Consider the following 19,587-nt stretch of genomic DNA (forward strand, 5'->3'; position numbering starts at 1 on the left):
CCCGGCCGCACGGGCGGGTGAAGCGCCGACGCCCGTACCCGCCGGGGGGATGGGGGTAGGGGCGTCGGCAGCGGAAGTGAGCCCGGTGGCTCAGCTGTTGAGCGAGGCGATGTACTCGTAGCAGCTGGGCAGCGCGGCGACCAGCTCGTCCGCGTCCGCCCGCAGCCGCGCGAGCTCGGCGCGCGCGTTCGCCGGGTCGATGTGCGCGAGGGAGGGGCGCGGGCGCTCCGGCTCATGGCCGAGGCCCAGCATCATCGTGATCCAGGAGTACTGCTCGAAGCCGTGGTACGGCTGGTAGATGGTGCGCTCGTCGAGCAGGTGCGAGCTGCCGATGGCGAGGCGCTCGGCGAGCCCGTCGGGCAGGGCGCGGGTCTTCGCCTCCTTCCAGTACGGGGTGTCCTCGCGCTGCGCCGCCTTGTAGTGCAGCACCAGGAACTCCTTGACCCCGTCCAGGACCTCGGCGACCCGGTTGTTGTAGTCGTCGGCCAGGGCCGGGTCCCAGCGCTCGTCCGGGAAGTTCTTCACCAGCTGCTCGATGCCGTGCTGGATGAAGAAGATGCCGGTGGACTCCAGCGGCTCGACGAAGGCGCTGGACAGGCCGATGGCCACACAGTTGTTGACCCACGAGCGGCGGTTGCGCCCGATGCGCATCCGGATGTGGTTGGCCTCCAGGTCGTCCCGGCCGGGGGCGACGTGGTTGCGCAGGGTGCGCTCCGCCTCCTCCGGGGTGCAGAACTCGTCGGAGTACACATAGCCGTTGCCGTTCCGCCCGAACAGCGGGATGTTCCAGATCCAGCCGGCGTCCATCGCGGTCGCCGTGGTGTACGGGTTCATCCCCGTGGTGGCCTGGTCGGGCTGCGGGACGCGCAGCGCGACGGCGCGGTTGTTGGGCAGCACGTCCTGGAAGGACTCGAACGGCTCGTCCAGGGTCTCGTTGATCAGCATGCCCTTGAAGCCGGTGCAGTCGATGAACAGGTCACCGGTGAGGTCGCCGTGCTCGCGGGTGGCGACATGGCTGATCCAGCCGCGCTCGTCGCGGCCCACCTGCGTCACGTCGTCGACGACATGGCGGACGCCGCGGTCGGTGCCGTACTTGGTCAGGAACTTCGCCAGCAGGGCCGCGTCGAAGTGGTACGCGTACGGGAACTGGGCCCGCTGCTCCTCCAGCGTCGAGCGGCCCAGCGAGCCGTCGAGACCCCCCGCGAACAGCGAACCGTCGAGCAGCCGCGGCGAGCGCTTGGCCTCGCACAGCGCCGGCGTGATGAAGCAGGAACGGTCGAACGGCTCGCTGCGGTCGCCCTCCTGAAGCCACCAGTCGGCCAGCGTGTACCCGTCGGAGGTCCGCAGCCGCTCGAAGGGGTGGTAGAAGTGCTGCCCCGGCTCACGCCAGTTCTCGAACCGGATGCCCAGCTTGTACGAACCGGAGCACTCCGGCATCCATTCGCGCTCGTCCAGGCCGAGATAGTCGAAGAAATGCCGGACCGTGCTGAAGGTCGCTTCACCGACGCCGATCGTCGGGACGCGGTCGGATTCCACCAGAGTGACATTGATGCGGTCACCGTACGCCGCCTTGAGGTACGAGGCGCTCATCCATCCCGCAGTGCCGCCGCCGACAATGACCACTGAATTAATCACGCTGTGACTCCTGTTGTTCGTGAACGGGCCTCAGAAGGGCGGGTGGGCTGATTCACGCACAGAAGTTAGACAGGTGCATTTTTACTTCGTTATCGGGAAACGAGCGATCTATATTAGTCACGCCGGGCCGTCATCGGCAGATTCTTCGCGCCATACATTCCGCGGGCGTGATAGGCGACGTCGCGGCCGTGGTCGACGCGCAGTTCACGGAAGGTGTCCAGCAGGGCATTGAGCGCCACCTCCGCCTCCAGCCGGGCCAGCGGCGCCCCCACACAGAAGTGCCCGCCGCGCCCGAAGGCGACATGCCGGTTGGGCGTCCGCCGGATATCGAAGCGGTGCGCGTCCGGGAACTGGTCCTCGTCATGATTCGCCGAAATCACCCACGGCGTGACCATCCGGTCGGCCGGAATGAGGTGGCCGCCCACCTCGACATCGGTCACGGTGACCCGGCTGACGGTGGTGAAGGGTGAGCGGAAGCGCAGCACTTCCTCAATCGCGGAGGGGATCAGCGAACGGTCGGCGCGGAGTTGTGCATAGGCGTCCGGATGGCTGTCGAGGCACTGCATGGCATTGCCGATCAGCAGCGTCGTCGTGAGGTGCCCGGTCAGAAAGAGGATTCCGGTGAATTTCACGACTTCGTCGTCGGTGAGCCGTTCCCCGTCGATCTCCGCGGTGGCCAGCCGGCTGATGAGGTCGTCCTTCGGGTCCGTCCGGCGCCGTCGGCAGTGCCCCAGCAGATACTCGTCCATCTCGCGGGTCGCGGCCTGGAACGTGGCAACGAAATCCTCCGGCGCGATCGGCTGGTCGCCCAGCGCGATGAACCGGTCCGCCCACACCCGGAACAGCTCACGGTCCGAGGCGGGCACCCCCAGCAGCTCACTGATGACGATCACCGGCAGCGGATACGTCAGCACATCCACCAGGTCGAACCGCTCCGCGTCGACCGCCGCCAGCAGCTTGTGCGTCACCGCCGCGATACGGGGTTCGAGCCCGGCCACCGTCTTCGGGGTGAAGGCCTGATTGACCAGCCGGCGCAGCTTGCCGTGGTCCGGCGGGTCCATCGAGTTGATGTTGCCCGCGGTCAGCGGCTTCAGATGGGGCATGACCCGGCTGGAGTCGTTGGAGAACGTCTTCGGGTCGGAGATGACCTGCTGCACGTCCTCGTAGCGGAAGACGTGGTACGGCCCGTCCCCCTCCTGCCACACGGGATGCCCGTCCCGCATCCTGCCGAGCCAGTCGAACAGCTCATTGCTGCCGTCGGCATCCGGGACGGCGATCTCGTCGCGCCCGGTCTCGTCGCGCCCGGTCTCCTCGCGCACAGTCATCTGAACCTCAATCGGTGGTGCCGGCTCGAACGGCAGCGGACGCTATCCCGCGCCGTTTTCCGCGCGTTATCGGCACGGCACACCCACCGCCGCCCCCGCGGTCACCGCCCCGGCAGTGACCGCCCCCCGCACGCCTCCGCCGACAGCCGGCTGATGTCCGCGCTCGCCTGCAACTCCCCCCACACGGAGCCGATCTCGTGGAAGGTGTTGCGCGCGATCAGCAAATGCTGGCTCGCCCGGGTGAGCTGGTTCAGCTGCTGACTGCATGCGCCGAGCGCCAGATGGACCTTGGCGAGGAGGAAGAGGTCGTCGACCCGCTCGGCTATCTCCAGGGCGTCGGACAGAATGCTCTCCGCCTCGACGTACTGGCCCCAGGCCACCAGGGTCTCCCCGAGGCCCATCAGCGCATACGCCTCACCGCGGGTGTCGCCCTTGCCGCGGACGATCCGCAGCACCCCGTCGTACGACTGCTTGGCGGCCTCGAAACGGCGCTGCTTCACATAGGCGGCGGCCAGCCGGTTGAGCGCCTGGGCCGCGCCCCGGGTCTCGCCCAGCGCGGTGGCGATCCGTACGGCCTCCAGCGAGAGCCGCACCGCCGCGTCCGGGTTCCCCCACTCCAGTTCGATCTGGGACATCTGGTTGAGGGTGTGGGCCTCGGCGGACACGTCGCCCACCACCCGGAAGGTGTTGCGCGCCTCGTCCAGCCGGCTCATGGCCGACCGGAGACCGCCCTGCACCCGGTCGGTGATCGCCATATTGCGCAGTGTCAGCGCGCGCCCGTGCACCTCCCGCACGCTGTCGAAGAGCTGGAAGGCCCGGTTGAAGAGCGGCATGGCGGCGTCGAAGCGCTGCTGGAACATCTCCACGGAGGCGAGCTCGTAGCACATCGCCGCCTCACCGCGGACGTTCCCCGCGTTCCGGTTCGCCTCCAGCGCCTTCTCGCTGACGGCCCGCCAGTCGTCGTAGTAGTTGCGCGTCTCGAAGAGCACCACGCTGGACATCGCCAGGTCCCAGGCGAGCTCCGCCATCCGGAGCGTGCAGGACTGGAGGATCGAGGCCACCAGGGACGGGCGCTCGGCCTCGAACCAGTCGAGCGGCGACCGCAGGAGCCGGGCGACGAGCGGGGCATCGAGATGCCGGCGCGGGGTCGACCCGTGGATGATCGCGAAGTCGCCGCCGTACTCCCGGATATGGCCCTGCTCCGCCAGCGTGAGATAGGTGCGGAACACCCGGTGCAGCGCGGCGCGGCGGCGGTCCTCGGACTCGTCGGACTCGGCCCGCTCCCGTGCGTACAGCCGCAGCAGATCGTGGAAGCGGTAGCGCATGCTGCCGGTGGCGTCGCTGCCGACCGGGGTGAGCAGATGGGCGTCCACCAGCCGCTCGATCATGTCCTCGGCCTCGGCCGGTGAGACATCCAGGAGCGCGCCGCCCACCCACGCCGGGAAGTCCGGTACGTCGAGCAGCCCGAGCAGCCGGTACATCCGCGCCGTCTGCTCGGTCAGGCCGCGGTAGCTGAGGGCGAAGCTGGCGCGCACCTCCAGGCCGCCGGTGCTGAGTTCATCGAGCCGGCGGTGCTCGTCGCGGAGCCGGTCCACCAGGTGCTGTACGGACCAGTGCTGCTTGGCGACCAGACGGGCCGCCGCGATCCGCAGCGCGAGCGGCAGCCCGTCGCACAGCCGGCAGAGCTCGTTGACCGCGGCCTTCTCCGCGCAGGCCCGGTCCGCCCCGGCGATCTTGGTGATCAGGGTCTGGGACTCGTGCGAGGTCATCAGCCCCAGATCGACCCGGACCGTGCCCGAATCGGCGGCGAGTTGCTCCCGGCTGGCCGCGAGGACACAGCTGCGGCCGCTGCCCGGAAGCAGCGGCGTGATCTGGTGCATCGCGCGAACGTTGTCAAGCACGATGAGCGATTTCCGGTCGGCGAGCACACTGCGGTAGAGCGCGGCGAGCTCGGCGGGATCGGACGGTATCTGGTCCCCGGGCACCCCGAGCGCCCGGAGGAAACGCCCCTGAAGGGCGGCCGCGACGAAGGCCGGCTGGGTGCCGTCGTACTGCGCCAGATCGGCGTACAGCTGACCGTCCGGGAATTCCGCGGCGACCTTATGGGCCCAGTGCACGATGAGGCCGGTCTTGCCGACTCCGGCCACACCGGTGATCAGACCGATACGCGGGGATTTCTCCCCGAGCAGCCGGTCGAGCCGTACGAGTTCCCCCGCCCGGCCCTGGAAAAGGTCCACGTCCGGGGGCAGCTGCGCGGGCACCACCATCGGCTTGACCTGCACCGGAAGGGTCAGGCCCGGGTCGTCCTGAAGAATGGAGGCGTGCAATTCCTTGATGGCCACGCTCGGTTCGAGGCCCAGTTCATCGACGAAGTTGCGCCGCCACATCCGGAAACCCTCGGTCGCCTCGGCCCGGAGACCGGCGCGGTACTGGGCCAGCATGAGGTTGTACCGGAGCTGTTCGTGCAGCGGTGAACTGTTCGCGATGGTGGTCAGCTCGGAGATGATGTCCTGGTGGTGGCCCAGGGCGAGTTCGACCTCGGACCAGGCTTCGTAGGCCGCGTAGCGCCGCTCGTCGAGCCGGGTCGCCTCGTCCTCGACCGGCCGTCCCGTCACCCCCGCGAGCGCCGGTCCCGTCCACAGGTCGAGGGCCTGCCGGTAGAGGACCCGGCCCTGTTCGTGGCGGCCCTGCTTGACCTGCGCGGCGGCCTCGGCGACGAGGGAGGTGAACTGGAGGGCGTCGAGTTCGCTCCCGGCGGTCTCCAGCCGATAGCCGGGGTGGGTCGTCAGAATCACATCGCCGTCGACGCCCGCCTGTTTGAAGGACTTGCGCAGCGCCCCGATGCAAATTGCCACCTGCGTCCTGGCCGTGGCCGGGGGTTCATCACCCCATACCGCGTCGACCAGGCTGTCGACCGATACGACACGACCCCAGGCGAGGATCAGCATCGTGAGAATGGTGCGCTGCCGTGGACCGTGGACCCCTACGATCCGGCCACTGTCGGTGATGACCAATAGCGGTCGGAGTACGGAGTATTTGACGGCGCGAGGTATGGAACGGTCTTCTGGCATGGCTGTGTTACCCCCCGTGTAGCACGACCGCTAGGCCCGTGATCCAGCCACTATAGGGATCGTAACGCGGTCACTGAGCGTGGCTCCTCCCGAGGGCCCGGGCAGAGGTCTACTCCACCACTTTTGCGGGCTTTCGCGCCGTGATTTTTGTCGCCGAACGGGGCATCGCGGCGCCGGGGTGATGGCCGGTAAACGCCGTTGCGGAGCACCCTCGATGAGGGGAAGGTGTCCTGCGGGCGCCGGCCGGGGTGACCGGCCGGAGGGTGGCGGTCCGGCCGCACCGCACTGACGGTCAATCAAGCCATCTGCCAGAAGGGCGCAACGGGACGGCCGATTTTTGAATCGGGCCTCGTTGCACCGGAGTTCACCGGAGCGACACCCGCATGCGGCCCCGGCCTGTCGGACTGAAGGCCCACGGCTTCCTCCCGCCGGCCCCGAAAAGCCGGCCAATAACGATGTGAAGCCGTCTCCGGATAAATTCATGCTTCATGGCATCGACGGTCGACCACCGTCCGTGCACGTATTCACTAGGGGGAATCATGACTGCGATACTTGGCGCCACCACCCAGCGTGTCATTCTCGTGCTCGCACCGGCCCTTATCGCCTGCGCCGCCTTAGAGTTCCCCGATACCGTCCACGTCCCGTACCGGGCCGTCTCCGCGCCTCCCCTGGGCAACCAGGACTGGGTGTGACAGCAGGGCAGGGGGAGCCCGGGGCCCGCGACCCGGGCCCGTCCGCGCCCCGGCCGGGCGGCCCCCGGCCCGCACCGGCTAGTCGACCCCCTACCTGAGAGCTACCGCGAAGAGCGCTCCGCAGCGTGATTCCTCCCGCCGGTCATGTCATTAACCTCCTCTTCCAGTTCCCCGAACGGACAGGAAGGACGGCCGGCGATGCGCGCTGCACGTCTCAGGCGTGGGCTGGCGATGGCCCTCACCGCATGCTCCATCGTGGTGACGGTCGCCGCCGCGGCACGGTCCACCGTGCCGGGCACGCCGGTGCAGCCCGAACTCCCCGCCGTCCGGGCGGACCACCTGGCGGCGCGGTACGCGGCCAACCACCGCTTCATCGACGAGTCCCGGCGCGCGGCCCGCGCCATGGGCGACGACGGCCGGGCCAAGGTCCTCGGCCAACTCGCCCGGAAGGACCGGCACTTCCTCTCCTTCAGCCCGCGGGGCGACGGCCAGGTCGTGGAGGTGCTCGGCGACCTCGCGCACGCCGACCGGATCGCGGTCGTGGTGCCCGGCTCGGACACCACCGTCGACACCTTCGACCAACTGGGCACCGTCTACGCCTCGCTGAACGGCGGCGCGCGGGCTCTGCACGCCGAGATGACCAGGCTCCAGCCGCGGCGGAAGACCGCCGTGGTGGCCTGGTACGGCTACCCCGCGCCCCGCACCATGAGCCGGGACATCGTGTCCACCGACCGCGCCCTGGACGGCGGCCGCCGGCTGGCCGGACTGGTCGGGGACCTGCGGACGGTGAATGCCGCGGCCCGGGTGTCCCTGCTCTGCCACTCCTACGGATCCGTGGTGTGCGCGACCGCCCTGCGCCGGATGGATGCGCCGGCCGAGTCCTCCCTCGCGGACGTGGTGCTCTTCGGCAGCCCGGGAACGGGCGTGCGCTCCCGGGCCGAACTGCGCACCCGGGTCCCGGTGTGGGCGGGCCGGGGCGCGACCGACTGGATCGAGGGCGTGCCGCACGTCAGCCTCGATCTGCTGGGCGAACAGGTCGGGTTCGGCACCGACCCCGTCACCGACGCGTTCGGCGCGCGGACCTTCCCCGCGGGCCCCGGCAGCCACAGCGACTATCTCCGCCCCGGCGGACTCCCGCTGCGCAACATATCCCTGATCGCGCTCGGCCGGGGCACGGAGGTCTCCGATGACTGACCTGGAACTGCGCCCGCCCACACCGGTCCGCCGGCCCCCGCTGCCCACCGGCCCGCTGCGCCCCCGTCCCCCGCGGCGCACCCCCTGGCAGGCCCTCCACGCGGCGGTGCTGCGCCTCGACGCGGCGACCCCGGCCGAACGGGACCGGGCGGCCGATGTGCTGCGCGCACTGGCGATCACAGGGGTGGTTCTGGGCCACTGGCTGGTGAGCGGTGTCGTCCTCCAGGCCGGCGGCCATCTGGTCGGGGACAGCCCGCTGGGACACCGTCCCCAACTCGCCCCGCTGACTTGGTTATTGCAGCCCCTGGCCGTGTTCTTCCTGGTGGGCGGCCGGGTCAGCGCCCGCAGTTACGAGGCGGCGCTGGCCCGCGGGACCGGCTACCGGACCTGGCTGAAGCAGCGGCTGGCGAGCCTGCTCCGCCCGGCGCGGGCGTTCGCCCTCACCTGGGGGCTGGTCTGGCTGGGCCTGGTGCTGGCCGGCACTGCACACGAGACCATCTACACGCTGATGTGGCTGGCGTACTCCCCCCTCTGGTTCCTCGGCGTCTATGTGCTGCTGATCGCGGCAACTCCGCTGGTGCACCGGGCCGGAGCCCGGCTCGCGGTGGCGGCCTGCCTGGTGGTGGCCGCGCTGGACGCCGCGCGCACGGTGTTCCCGGACAGCGGCTGGGTCGACACCCTGCGCCTGCTGAACATCCCGGCGGGCTGGCTGGTCCCGTACTGCCTCGGCGCGGTCTGGGCGGCCGGCGGGTTCACCCGCCGCAGAAGCGCGGTGGCGCTGCTGCTCGGCGGTGGCGGCGGCCTGGCGGCGCTGATCCTCTGGGGCGGCTACCCCGCGAGCATGGTCGGCGTCCCGGGCTCCACGCTCTCCCACCTCAACCCGCCCACCGTCGCGGCGGTCGCCTTCGGCCTGGCACAGGCCGGCGCGGCCCTGCTGCTGCGCGCCCCCCTGCGCCGGGCGGTGACCGCCCCGGCCCCCGCGACGACGCCCCGAACCCGCGCCACACCAGCGCAGTTCCTCTGGGCGGCGGTGGCGCTGCTCAACCTCTCGGCGATCACCGTCTTCCTCTGGCACCAGACCGCGATGCTCACCACCACCGTCATCACGCTGGGCCTGGGGCACAGCTTCCCCGGCCTGCACACCAGCCCGGCATCCCCGGGCTGGCTCGCGGCGCGGTGCGGGTGGATTCCGGTCTTCGTGGTGGTGCTCGTCGTGCTCGGCACGGCCTTCCGGGACCGGGACTCCCGGCGCACACCGAAGCAATAACTGAACAATAACGAGATATGAGAAGGTAGTTCGCCACCGCGTCGGCCCGTCGAAGCCTGCTGTCCGTACGTCAGCACCACCCGCACTCGTTCCCCTCCGGAGGATTGATGTCCACCCTCACGCTCGAATCGATAAGCACGCTTTACGTGAAGTACGCGGACGACTTGAGGGCGGTGCGCGACCAGCAGCGGAAGTTCCTCCAGGACAACAAGGAGACGGTCAAGGCGCAGCTCGACGACTACGAGGCGGAGATCACCTACCTGCTGCTGCGGGACCTGGCACCCGAGGTCGTCGTGGAGGTGGGCACCTTCCGCGGCTGGTCCACCACCTGGATCCTGAGCGCGCTGCGCGACAACGGCACCGGCCACCTGTACTCCTTCGACATCGTCGACAACGTCGTGAAGAACGTGCCGGCCGAACTCTCCGAGGGCCGCTGGACGTTCACCAAGGGCGACCTGCGGGACACCATCGCCAAGGTCCCCGCGGAGACCGACTACCTCTTCATCGACGCCGACCACGGCGCCCGCTTCGCGCGCTGGTACATCGACAACCTCTTCCCGGTGGTCCGTCCCGGGACCCCCACCAGCGTCCACGACGTCTTCCACGGCCGCCGCCCGAAGCCCATGAGCGAGGGCTCGGTCATCATCAAGTGGCTGGCCGCCCAGAACGTCGAGTACTTCACCCCGTCCGTGGCGAAGGCCCCCGAGGTGACGGCGCGACTGGCCGAGGTGAAGAAGGAGCTGAACCTCAGCGAGCCGGTCCGCGAGAGCCGCCACAACCCGATGATCTACTTCAACCTCCCGCAGAGCTGAGCCCGTTCGCGGCATCTGACGACGAAGTCCCCCTCCCGGCGCCGGGAGGGGGACTTCGTGCTGTGCGGGGGGCTACGGCAGTTGGTGCACGAAGGCGATGACGAAGAACAGGCCGAGCGCGCAGGACACGGCCGCGGCGGGCAGCGCCCAGGCGGGGCGGCGTTCGCCGCGCAGCGGAGCCGTCGTATGCCGGTTCAGCCGGGTGAGGCCGGTCAGTATGACCAGGGCGAGGGCGGCGCAGGGCAGCGCGACGGCGAAGTGCGCCAGCCAGGCGCCCGCCAGGGAGGGGCCGCCCCAGGACTGATCGTGCGGTGCCTGGTCGACGAACCCGTACAGCAGCCCGCGGGCGATCGCGAGGGCGAGCACGCCGGCCGGCAGCAGGGCGAGGACGCCGAGAAGTATGGTCAGCGCGCCGTGGAACACCAGCCGGGCGACACCGGGCGCGGGGGCGCCGAGCGGCAGCGGCCCGGCGCGCAGCCACCGCCGCCGGGCGGCCTCCCGGTGGCCGGTGAGAGTGGAGCAGACGGCCAGGGCACCGGCGGGGAACAGGGTCACCGCGAGACCGGCGTGCCGGGCCGCCGCGGCCAGCCGGGGCGGGCCCGCGGAGCTGTCCGGGCGCCGTACGGCGGCAGGGGGTCGGTTCGTCATGCCGGGACAGTAAGTTCGCCCCGCGCCCACCCGCGTCACTCCCCGGCGGTGTCCCCGCACCCGTACCGCGGTAGGGCGTCGGGTACGGCCGCTTGGCCTACAAGCGGGCGCCCCCGGAGCCGCCCGGCGGGGGACACGGCGCCGCGCGGGCCCGGCCCGTCAGCCGTCAGGCGCGAGATCCAGCGTCGCCAGGGCGCCGCCGTCCGGCGGGTTCTCGTAGGTCACCCGGGCGCCCAGCACCCGCGCCTGGCCGGCGACGATGGTCAGGCCCAGCCCGACCCCTCCGCCGCGCTCGCGGGCGCCGGTACGGAAGCGCTGCGGGCCGTGGTCCAGCAGCTCGGCGGGGAAGCCGGGGCCGTGGTCGCGGACCCGCACCGCCGACCCCGCCACCTCCAGGGTCACCGGCGGGGCGCCGTGCAGCCGGGCGTTGGCGACCAGGTTGACCAGGATCCGCTCGACCCGGCGGTGGTCGGTCGTCACCGCCGACTCGCCGCGCACCAGCACCTCGACGTCCCCGTCCGCCAGCGCCGCCGCCCGGTGCGCCAGGGCGCTCGGCAACACCTCCTCACACTCCGCCTGTTCGACGCCCGGCACATCGAGCCGGGCCACCTCAAGGACGTTCTCCACCACGCCGCGCAGGGTGTCCACACCGCCGCTGACCAGCTCGGCCGGGCGCCCCGGCGGCAGCAGTCCGACCGCGGTCACCAGACCGGCCACCGGGGTGCGGAGCTCATGGGCGATATCGGCGGTGACCCGTCGCTCGGCCTCCAGGCGGGCGCTCAGGGCGTCGGCCATGGTGTTGACGGCGGTGCCGAGCCGGGCGATCTCGTCCTTGCCGCGGGGCGCCACCCGGTCCGTCAGATCGCCGTCCGCGATCCGCTGCGCGGTGCGCGCGGACGCGGTGATCCGCCGCCCCGCACCGGCCGCCGCGACGATGCCCAGCACACAGCCGAGCGCGGTGACGGCTGCACCGGAGCCGACCAGCACCCGGTCGAGTTCGGCGAGGGCACGGGCCTGGGGCACGTAGGAGCGCCGGACCGCGACGAGGTCACGGCCACTGCGGGTGGCGGCCCACAGCACCGGCCGCGCCCCGTCGGCGTGCTGGAGGCAGGTGGCCCGCACGGGCCGCTCGGTGACGGTCCTGCGGAGCGCGGCGGGCAGCTCCCGCGGATTCACCAGGGCACCGTTGTCCACCCCGGAGGCGTAGGCGCTCACCGCCTCGACGAGCCGGGCGTCCAGCGCATGGGCGGCGTTCTTCCGCTGGTCCTCGGCGGTGAGCTGATGCACCAGCAGCCCGATGAGCGTGGCGACCAGCGCGGCGGTGCCGGCGATGACCAGGGCGGTCTTGGTACGGAGTCCCATGGCGGTCAGGGCGCCAGCTTGTAGCCGAACCCGCGGACGGTCACGATGCGTTCGCGGCCGATCTTGACGCGGAGACGCTTCACATGGACGTCCACGACCCGGGTGTCACCCCCGCACGCGTAGTCCCACACCCGCTCCAGCAGGGTCATCCGCGACAGCACGACACCGGGCTCGGCCGCGAACTCCAGCAGCAGCCTGCGCTCGGTGGGCGTGAGGCCGAGCAGCCGGCCCTCCCGGCGGACATCCATGGAGGCGGTGTCCACACTCAGGTCGCCGAACCGCAGCACCGGATCGTCCGCGGGCGGCTCGCTGCGGGCGGTGTCCGTGGCGCGCCGCAGCGCCGAGCGTATCCGGGCGACCAGCACCGGGATGTCGTACGGCTTGGTGAGGTAGTCGTCGGCACCCGCCTCCAGACCGACGACGACATCCACCGGGTCGGTGCGCGCCGACACCATCAGCACCGGCAGCCGGCTCTCCGCCCGGATGAGGCGCACCAGGGCGACCCCGTCGAGGCGCGGCAGCATGACGTCCAGCACGGCGACATCGGGCACTCGCGCACGGAACTCCGCCAGCCCGGCCTGCCCGTCGGAGACCGCCCGCACCTCGTATCCGTAGCGCTCCAGGGACAGTTGGGTGGCCTCCCGCAACAGCGGGTCGTCCTCCACGAGCAGCACGTCGGTCATCGGGGCGTCCTAGGACTCGGGGAGGGGCAGTCGCACCGCACTGAGGTCGTCCGTGTCTCGAGGCGGGAGGTGGGCGGACCGCACGGTGGCGAAGGTGTAGTACGAGACGTTCTCACGACGCTGGAGGCGGCTGAGTTCGATGGTGGCCGGATAGCCGTTGCGGGGGCAGTGCGGCAGGCACCACATACCGCGCAGCCTGCCGGTGGCCACGGCCTTCGGCGCCCCCCAGGAACGCCAGCTCAACCGGGAGACCGAGGAGAACTCGGTGAGGCCGAACCCCGTGGGGCGGGTCAGCGGATGGCCCATGGTGTCGGACACATAGACCGGGCCCCGGGCCCGTGCGGGGCTCGGCGCGGGACCCTCCACCCGGGGCTCTCCCGGATCGCCGCACCCCGAGAGGCCCACGGCCGCCAGCACCAGTACGCAGACGGTGGCCAGGGCCGTGGGCTTGTTCATCGGGAGCCTTCTGCGTCAGCTGGTGGCGAGCGGGTGCTTGCCCTTGAGGTCCTCGGAATCGTACGCACCGTTGCCGCCGGCCAGCTTGATGGTGAAGGCGGAGTACACCTTCTTGCCGTGCACGGACTTGGGGTCGGAGAGCGTGATGGTCGCCTTCAGCGGCTTGTCCAGGCAGGTCTCCAGGCACCAGGCGCCGGTGACCTTGCCGGTGGCGACGGCCTTCTTGGCGTCCCACTGCTTCCAGTGCAGCTTCTGGGCCGAGGTGAACTCGGAGAGCACCAGGTTCGCGGGGCTGCGCTCGGCCTTGCCCTTGTCGGCGTTCTCCTCGCCGTAGTGGTTGATGACGTAGGGGGTTTCGGCCTTCGCGGTGTGCTGAGGCGCGGCGGCCTGCGCACCGGTGGCGGTGGCGACCGTACCGAGGACGGCGACACAGGCCAGTGCCGCGGCGAAGGCCGTCCGGGGGGTGCTCGTGCGCTTCATAGCTCTCGCTCCATCGTGTTGATCATTGGGGCACGAATGAAGCTAGGAGCGACGTTTCTCGGTGGCCTGTCAGCTGTGTAACAGCCGCCCATCGACCGCTGTTACCTGATCTACACACGGGAGAGCGGCCCCAGTTGAGCCGTCGGCTCAAGGGAAAGGCCAGGTCAGGGCGTTGGCCCTGCGGCAACCGGCGGTTCGTTCGCCGTGCCGTCCCGGTTCACGCCGCGGCCCCCTGGCACCTCCACCGTGAACTGGGCGTCAGAGACGGCGATATCGGGTCAGCGCACAACGGCCACCGGCAGCCGGCAGCTGACCCGCCACCCCTGCCCGTACGGGCCCGCCTCCAGGGCGCCCCCGACGGCACCGGCCCGCTCGGCCAGGGCCGCCAGACCGGTGCCGCCGCCCGGACGCCCGCCCGACTCCCGCGGAGCCCGGGGGAGAGGGCCGCCGGGCGCGCCGTCCGTGACCGAGACCTCCACCGCCCCGTCGGCGCTCCGGGCGGCCCGCACCTCGACCCGCCCGGCCCGCGGCGCATGCCGCCGTACGTTGGTCAGCGCCTCCAGCACCACCCGGTACGCGGTGTCCTCCGCCTCCCGTGAGAGCGCGCCGGCGACTCCGTCCTCCAGGGAGAGCGTCACCTCGGCCGCCGCCATCGCGCCGAAGCGGTCCAGGAGTTCGGGCAGATCGGCCAGCCCGTGCGGCCGGGTGGGCGGCGGCTCCTCCGGACGGCCGTCCGCCGCGCGGAGCGTCGCCACCGTCCGGTCCATGGAGTCCAGCGCCCGCAGCCCGGCCTGCTCGATGCGGTCCAGCAGCGCGCGGTGCGCCACGGGGCCGTCGTCCTCGCCCAGCTGGGCCGCCTGGGCCTCCAGCACGATCCCGGTCACCTCATGGGCCACGAAGTCATGCAGATCGCGGGCGACTTCGAGCCGCTGCTCGCGCCGGGCCAGCGCCACGGCATCGGCCCGCCGCCGGTCCAGCGAGCGCAGATACAGCCCGACGCCCGCCGCCCCGGCGGCCGGGACGAAGGCCAGCGAGGCCAGGAAGACCGACTCCTTGAGCCCGGTCTGCGGCGCGTGCAGGGTGAAGCGCAGCGGCAGCAGCACCACGGCGGCGCCGGTCAGCCCGCCGACGAGGCCCACCCGGGGGCCCGGCACATGGCGCACCGCCCGCTCCAGGAGGAACAGCAGGGCGACGCTCTCGAACGGAAGCCAGAGCAGGGCCGTCCCGGCCTTCCCGAACGAGACGGTGTCCGCCGCGAGGGAGAGCACCGCGAGCCCGGCGGCCGCCCGCGCGAGCGAGATCCGGCCCACCGGCCACACCGATATCGCCACGCCCAGCGCCAGCGCCGCCATGACCGCCGGGAGCCAGGCGCCGGGCGGCGACACGAGGGCGGGCAGCAGCATCGCCACCGCGGCCGCACCGCACCACCCCGTGCGCCGACCACGCCGCGCCGGAACCCCGTCCGTCACGGCGGCGGGACCACCCACGGCGCCCGGCGGCACCCCGGGCCCGGCCGCCTGCCGCCCCGGCCCGCCCCTCACCCCGCCCCTCACCCCGGCGTCCGCCCCGTCGCATAGCCCAACTCCCAGGCCCGCACGGCCACTCCGACCCGGTTACGGACCTGGAGCTTGCGCTGGATGCTCGCCACATGGGTCTTCACGGTGCCCGCGGAGATGAACAACTCCCGGGCGATATCCGCATTGGTCATACCCTCGGCGACCTTTCCGGCGATCTCCGCCTCCCGCCCGGTCAGCACCGCATCGCGACGGCGGGGGCGGCGGCCGGCCGCGGGACCGGTGACATGCTCCAGCAGCCGGACGGTGATCGACGGGCTGATCAGACTGTCGCCGGCCATCGCCGCCCGCACCGCCTCGATCAGCAGCGCCGGCCCCGAGCGCTTGAGCAGAAACCCCGAGGCGCCGAAGCGCAGCGCGGGATAGACGTATTCATCGAGATCGAAGGTGGTCACGACGACGACCCGGACCGGATCGGCCAGCGCGGGGTCGGTCAGCCGGCGGGTCACCTCCAGGCCGTTCATCCGCGGCATCCGGATGTCCACCAGCGCCACATCCGGCGTCAGCGCCCGCCCCATCGCCACGGCGTCCAGCCCGTTCGCCGCCTCGCCGACCACTTCCATATCGGGCTGGCTCTCCACGATGCGGCGTATCCCCCGGCGGACCATCTCCTGGTCGTCGGCGATCAATAAGCGAATCGTCACGGGCAGGGATTCTGCCGTACGGAGGGGCACCCCGGGAGTCGCCGACCGTACGAAGAACACCGCCCGAGAGGCGGCAGGGAGGCCGCCCCGGAAGCCGCCGACCGCACGGATGGCGGGCCGCCGGGGAGCCGCCACCCACCCGCTCCACCTCCCACCCCACCCATCCTGACCTGCGAAAAGTCGACTGCGACGGCTGGTGTGCGGGCCCGGCCCGGCGGTCGCTCGCGTGGCGGGTGGCACGGGATGCGGGCATGTTGAGGAGGAGACAGCGGCATTCCTGAACGGGAGGAAGGGCCTTGCGGGGGCATGCCTGACGCGGCGGGCGCCGTCGGGCGAGCGGACCAGGAGGCTGCCGCATGCTTCGGAGATCACTGCGGATCCCCGCCGCCGGCGTCGCCTACCTGCTGACGGCCGCGGTGTCGTCCTCCGCGATGGCGTTCGGGCCGGACGAGTTCGCCGATTTATTCGCGAGCAGCGACACCCGGGCCGGCCCCGGCACCGCCGCGACCCGGGTCATCGCCCACCGCGGCGCCTCCCGCTACGCCCCCGAGAACACCCTCGCCGCCGTCGACGCCGCCCACCGCCGCGGGTTCATCTGGGTCGAGAACGATGTACAGCGGAGCAAGGACGGCCGGCTGGTGGTGCTGCACGACACCACCCTGCGGCGGACGACGGACGCCGCCCGGCTGTTTCCCGGGCGGGCGCCGTGGCGGGTGGGGGATTTCACCGCCGCCGAGATCGCCCGGCTGGACGCGGGAAGCTGGTTCGGCGCGCGGTTCAAGGGGGAGCGGGTGCCCACGCTCGCCGACTACTTGCGCCGTTTGGACCATAACGGGCAGCGCCTTTTGCTGGAGATCAAGGCCCCCGAGAAGTATCCCGGAATCGAGGCCCAGGTCCTTCGGGAACTACGGGCACGGGGGTGGCTGGATCACGCCCATGTCCGGAGCCGGCTGGTCGTCCAGAGCTTCTGTGTGATGTGCGTAAAAACCGTCCATGAGCTGGCGCCACAGGTGCGGACGGGTATTCTCGGCGCGCCCGATGTGCGGAAACTGGCGGGCTATGCGCAGTTCGCCGACCAGATCAACCCCCGGGTTTCCGCGCTCAGTTCACGCTGGCTGGCGGCCGTGCACCGGCTCCGCGGGCCGCACGGCCGGACGTTGGAGGTCTATGCGTGGGACGTGGCGAAGAACACGACCGCCCGGTCCGTGCGGGCCAGAGGGGTCGAAGGTGTTATTGAATAGCGGGCAACGGCCGGAGATTGAGGCGGCATTGTCCAGATCTCCGCGGGTGCCGGGCCGTGCCGCGGCCGGCCCCGCCGCCCGCGGTGCGTGAAGGAGCTGTGGAGGGCGGATGCGCCGTGTGTGGCAGCGACAGGCGGGGATTTACGTGATTCCCGCCGCGGGGCTAAGGTGCCTGAGATGTTCGACGCCGCCACACTCCCCGTAAAAGAACTAAGACGCAGGATTTGGCTTTTGGGTTCCGATTTGCGGCCCGGCGCGGGCCAGCGTCCAACTCCTCCCCTGGGATCCTTTCGGGAGGCTCCTTGAACAACGAATTTCCGGCGTACGGTGAACGGCGGGTGCCGCTTCCCCCGCCGCGGCAGATGTCGCACGACACCCTGAACCGGACGGGCACACCGGCGCCGGCGGAGACCGGCGGAGCCACCGCCACGGCGACCATGGCACCGGAACGGACCGCCTCCGGTACGGCACCGGCCGGCCGGCCGACTGCGGGCGGCAGCGCGCACGCCAAGCCCGGAGCCCATGCCAGGGACCGGGGCAGGGACCGCGCGACGACCGACGCGAGAACCGACGCGAAGGCCGATGCCAAGGCGAAGCCCCGCGATGCCTTCTTCGACAATGCGAAGTATCTGGCCATCGTGCTGGTGGCGATGGGGCACTCCTGGGAGCCGCTGCGCGACGGCAGCCGCTCCGCGGCGGCGCTCTACATCACCGTCTATGCCTTCCACATGCCGGCGTTCATCATCATCTCCGGCTATTTCTCGCGCAGTTTCGATATGCGCAAGGACCGGCTACAGCGGCTCATTACCGGCGTCGCCGTGCCGTACATCCTCTTCGAAGTCGCCTACACGCTCTTCAAGAAGTGGGCGGACGACGATCCGGGTTACCCGATAAGCCTGACGGACCCCTGGTATCTGACCTGGTTCCTGCTGGCACTGTTCGTCTGGCGGCTGACCACCCCGCTGTGGAAGATCGTGCGCTGGCCGGTCCCGCTGGCACTGACCATCGCCGTGCTCGCGTCGGTGTCCCCGGACATCGGCGACGACATGGACCTCCAACGGGTGCTTCAGTTCCTGCCGTTCTTCGTGATCGGGCTGTGCCTGCGGCCGGAGCACTTCAAGCTCGTACGCCGCAAGAAGGCACGCATCCTGGCCGTACCGGTCTTCGCGGCCGCGCTGGTCTTCGCGTACTGGGCGGCCCCGCGGATGAACGCCGCGTGGTTCTACCACCGCGACGCCGCACAGGAACTCGCCGCTCCGTGGTGGAGCGGCGCGGTGATGACCCTGGCGATGTTCGGCTGTTCCCTCGTCCTGGTGGCCTGCTTCTTCGCCTGGATTCCCGGCCGCACGATGTGGTGCACGGCGCTCGGCGCAGGCACCCTCTACGGCTACCTCCTGCACGGCTTCCTCGCCAAGGGCTCGCGCTTCTGGGACTGGTACGACAACCCGTGGATGCACACGCCATGGGGCGCGATCGTGCTGACCCTGATCGCCGGCACCGTCGTCACGGCCCTGTGCACACCCCCCGTCCAACGAGCCTTCCGCTGGGCCATGGAACCCAAAATGACCTGGGCCTTCAAAAAGGACCCCGTAGGAATGGCCCGCACCCGCAACTGACCACCCACGCCCCACACCACACGGGCCGAAGCGTCACCGCGTCAGGACGGGCGTACGCCCATGAACAGCCCCAGGGGCGCCCATTCCCGCCGGAGGACCGGCGGGGTGGGCGCCTTTGGTGTGTGGGGGGGGAGGGGCGCTTGGTCGGGGCGGGGGTGCTTGGCCCGGGGCGGAGTAGCCCTGCCCGGCCCGGAGCTACAGGGATAGCGGGACGGGATCCAGCCCTCAGCGGACGACCGCGATGCCTTCGATCTCGACCAGCGCGGTCTCGTCCCACAGCCGGGTCGCACCGATCACGGCCATCGCCGGATACTCGCCCCCGACCAATCGCTTCCACACCCGGCCGATCTCCCGGGCATGCCGCCGGTAGTCCGCGACATCGACGGCGAAGACGGTGAGCTTGGCAAGGTCGCCCGGCCCGGCCCCGGACGCCGCAGCGACATCCAGAAGATTCCCCAGCGCCCGCTCGAACTGCTCCACAATGCCATCGCCAACGATCCGCCCCGCCCCATCCAGAGCGGTCTGCCCAGCCAGGAAAACCATCGTGCCCGCCGAGGCCCTCACCCCATGACTGAACCCGGTCGGCGGCGCCAGATGGGCCGGGTTGACCCGCTCCAGCCCACGCCCGCACCCATCCGGCCTTCCGTCGGCGCCCGCCCCTGCGCCGGCACCGGTACCTGAGCCGACGTCCGCGCTGACGTCCCCGTCCATGCGTGCCTCCGCGCCCGTGCCTGCATCCGCGTTCGCGGCCCTTCTGGTGTCCGCGCCTGCATCCGCGTCCGCAGCTACGTCCGCGTCCGCACCCGCGCCTGCTCCCGCGCCATGCTCGGCAGGCCGCTCCGATCCAGCGCTCGTTCCGGTCCCGGCACTCATCCGGCCGACTCCCT

17 protein-coding genes are annotated in these 19,587 nt (G+C 71.1%); 6 read left to right on the top strand and 11 right to left on the bottom strand.

All coding sequences use genetic code 11. The features are described 5' to 3' along the window. Positions 1-90: 90 nt before the first annotated feature. The 3 genes from AC3EUV_RS08445 to AC3EUV_RS08455 form a co-directional block, all read right to left on the bottom strand. A complete protein-coding gene (locus AC3EUV_RS08445; protein WP_432140247.1) occupies positions 91-1,635 on the bottom strand; it encodes a tryptophan halogenase family protein in 1,545 nt (514 codons plus the stop codon). A gap of 113 nt (positions 1,636-1,748) precedes the next feature. After that, positions 1,749-2,960 carry a cytochrome P450 gene (locus AC3EUV_RS08450; protein WP_435602555.1) on the bottom strand — a complete coding sequence of 404 codons (1,212 nt, stop codon included), beginning with the start codon at positions 2,958-2,960 and terminating at the stop codon, positions 1,749-1,751. A 101-nt stretch (positions 2,961-3,061) separates the two neighbouring features. Then, positions 3,062-6,031, bottom strand: a complete 2,970-nt coding sequence (locus tag AC3EUV_RS08455) for an AfsR/SARP family transcriptional regulator (RefSeq protein WP_435602556.1) — start codon at positions 6,029-6,031, stop codon at positions 3,062-3,064. Positions 6,032-6,570: 539 nt separating this feature from the next. Between AC3EUV_RS08455 and AC3EUV_RS08460 the strand changes: the two genes are divergently transcribed. The 4 genes from AC3EUV_RS08460 to AC3EUV_RS08475 all read left to right on the top strand — a co-directional run bounded on the left by AC3EUV_RS08460 (position 6,571) and on the right by AC3EUV_RS08475 (position 9,996). Next, positions 6,571-6,723, top strand: coding sequence for a hypothetical protein (locus tag AC3EUV_RS08460; RefSeq protein WP_432140244.1), 153 nt, complete (start codon positions 6,571-6,573; stop codon positions 6,721-6,723). 198 nt (positions 6,724-6,921) lie between these two features. After that, entirely contained in the window at positions 6,922-7,917 is a 996-nt protein-coding gene (locus AC3EUV_RS08465; RefSeq protein ID WP_435602557.1) for an alpha/beta hydrolase, read from the top strand. Beyond that, a complete protein-coding gene (locus AC3EUV_RS08470; RefSeq protein WP_435602558.1) occupies positions 7,910-9,184 on the top strand; it encodes an acyltransferase family protein in 1,275 nt (424 codons plus the stop codon). Before AC3EUV_RS08465 ends, AC3EUV_RS08470 begins: the two co-directional genes overlap by 8 nt. 107 nt (positions 9,185-9,291) lie before the next feature. Next, positions 9,292-9,996: a class I SAM-dependent methyltransferase gene (locus AC3EUV_RS08475; protein WP_432140241.1), complete on the top strand. Its 705-nt coding sequence runs from the start codon at positions 9,292-9,294 to the stop codon at positions 9,994-9,996. A 72-nt stretch (positions 9,997-10,068) separates the two neighbouring features. On the opposite strand, the gene AC3EUV_RS08480 is transcribed toward AC3EUV_RS08475, so the two are convergent. The 7 genes from AC3EUV_RS08480 to AC3EUV_RS08510 all read right to left on the bottom strand — a co-directional run bounded on the left by AC3EUV_RS08480 (position 10,069) and on the right by AC3EUV_RS08510 (position 15,843). Beyond that, positions 10,069-10,644 (bottom strand): hypothetical protein, encoded by a 576-nt coding sequence (locus AC3EUV_RS08480; RefSeq protein WP_435602559.1) that lies wholly within the window; start codon positions 10,642-10,644, stop codon positions 10,069-10,071. Positions 10,645-10,803: 159 nt separating this feature from the next. Then, on the bottom strand, positions 10,804-12,006 hold the full coding sequence (locus tag AC3EUV_RS08485; RefSeq protein ID WP_432140239.1) for an ATP-binding protein: 1,203 nt from the start codon (positions 12,004-12,006) through the stop codon (positions 10,804-10,806). Between the two features lie 5 nt (positions 12,007-12,011). After that, on the bottom strand, positions 12,012-12,689 hold the full coding sequence (gene cseB / locus AC3EUV_RS08490) for a two-component system response regulator CseB (RefSeq protein WP_432140238.1): 678 nt from the start codon (positions 12,687-12,689) through the stop codon (positions 12,012-12,014). 9 nt (positions 12,690-12,698) lie between these two features. Then, positions 12,699-13,145, bottom strand: coding sequence for a hypothetical protein (locus tag AC3EUV_RS08495; protein WP_435602560.1), 447 nt, complete (start codon positions 13,143-13,145; stop codon positions 12,699-12,701). A 15-nt stretch (positions 13,146-13,160) separates the two neighbouring features. Beyond that, positions 13,161-13,625, bottom strand: coding sequence for a hypothetical protein (locus AC3EUV_RS08500; RefSeq protein ID WP_435602562.1), 465 nt, complete (start codon positions 13,623-13,625; stop codon positions 13,161-13,163). A 278-nt stretch (positions 13,626-13,903) separates the two neighbouring features. Continuing rightward, entirely contained in the window at positions 13,904-15,094 is a 1,191-nt protein-coding gene (locus tag AC3EUV_RS08505; RefSeq protein WP_432140235.1) for a sensor histidine kinase, read from the bottom strand. Between the two features lie 80 nt (positions 15,095-15,174). After that, on the bottom strand, positions 15,175-15,843 hold the full coding sequence (locus AC3EUV_RS08510; protein ID WP_432140234.1) for a response regulator: 669 nt from the start codon (positions 15,841-15,843) through the stop codon (positions 15,175-15,177). A 356-nt stretch (positions 15,844-16,199) separates the two neighbouring features. Here AC3EUV_RS08510 and AC3EUV_RS08515 point away from each other — a divergent pair, with 356 nt between their 5' ends. Together AC3EUV_RS08515 and AC3EUV_RS08520 are read left to right on the top strand one after the other, a co-directional pair. Next, the gene (locus AC3EUV_RS08515) at positions 16,200-17,084 is read left to right on the top strand and encodes a glycerophosphodiester phosphodiesterase (RefSeq protein ID WP_432140233.1); all 885 of its coding nucleotides are present in this window, start codon (positions 16,200-16,202) and stop codon (positions 17,082-17,084) included. 362 nt (positions 17,085-17,446) lie between these two features. Continuing rightward, positions 17,447-18,700, top strand: a complete 1,254-nt coding sequence (locus tag AC3EUV_RS08520; protein WP_432140459.1) for an acyltransferase family protein — start codon at positions 17,447-17,449, stop codon at positions 18,698-18,700. A 225-nt stretch (positions 18,701-18,925) separates the two neighbouring features. Here AC3EUV_RS08520 and AC3EUV_RS08525 read toward each other — a convergent pair whose 3' ends face one another. Further along, positions 18,926-19,411 carry a RidA family protein gene (locus AC3EUV_RS08525; RefSeq protein ID WP_432140232.1) on the bottom strand — a complete coding sequence of 162 codons (486 nt, stop codon included), beginning with the start codon at positions 19,409-19,411 and terminating at the stop codon, positions 18,926-18,928. Positions 19,412-19,587 lie beyond the last annotated feature (176 nt).

This window comes from Streptomyces sp. bgisy130 (assembly GCF_057708345.1).

Bases quoted from the DNA above. Each gene is read 5' to 3' on its own strand.
- AC3EUV_RS08495 (WP_435602560.1), bottom strand. From the start codon at position 13,145: ATGAACAAGCCCACGGCCCTGGCCACCGTCTGCGTACTGGTGCTGGCG.
- AC3EUV_RS08470 (WP_435602558.1), top strand. From the start codon at position 7,910: ATGACTGACCTGGAACTGCGCCCGCCCACACCGGTCCGCCGGCCCCCG.
- AC3EUV_RS08460 (WP_432140244.1), top strand. From the start codon at position 6,571: ATGACTGCGATACTTGGCGCCACCACCCAGCGTGTCATTCTCGTGCTC.
- AC3EUV_RS08500 (WP_435602562.1), bottom strand. From the start codon at position 13,625: ATGAAGCGCACGAGCACCCCCCGGACGGCCTTCGCCGCGGCACTGGCC.
- AC3EUV_RS08455 (WP_435602556.1), bottom strand. From the start codon at position 6,031: ATGCCAGAAGACCGTTCCATACCTCGCGCCGTCAAATACTCCGTACTC.
- AC3EUV_RS08480 (WP_435602559.1), bottom strand. From the start codon at position 10,644: ATGACGAACCGACCCCCTGCCGCCGTACGGCGCCCGGACAGCTCCGCG.
- AC3EUV_RS08520 (WP_432140459.1), top strand. From the start codon at position 17,447: ATGTCGCACGACACCCTGAACCGGACGGGCACACCGGCGCCGGCGGAG.
- AC3EUV_RS08515 (WP_432140233.1), top strand. From the start codon at position 16,200: ATGCTTCGGAGATCACTGCGGATCCCCGCCGCCGGCGTCGCCTACCTG.
- AC3EUV_RS08525 (WP_432140232.1), bottom strand. From the start codon at position 19,411: ATGGACGGGGACGTCAGCGCGGACGTCGGCTCAGGTACCGGTGCCGGC.
- AC3EUV_RS08485 (WP_432140239.1), bottom strand. From the start codon at position 12,006: ATGGGACTCCGTACCAAGACCGCCCTGGTCATCGCCGGCACCGCCGCG.
- AC3EUV_RS08465 (WP_435602557.1), top strand. From the start codon at position 6,922: ATGCGCGCTGCACGTCTCAGGCGTGGGCTGGCGATGGCCCTCACCGCA.
- AC3EUV_RS08475 (WP_432140241.1), top strand. From the start codon at position 9,292: ATGTCCACCCTCACGCTCGAATCGATAAGCACGCTTTACGTGAAGTAC.
- cseB (WP_432140238.1), bottom strand. From the start codon at position 12,689: ATGACCGACGTGCTGCTCGTGGAGGACGACCCGCTGTTGCGGGAGGCC.
- AC3EUV_RS08450 (WP_435602555.1), bottom strand. From the start codon at position 2,960: ATGACTGTGCGCGAGGAGACCGGGCGCGACGAGACCGGGCGCGACGAG.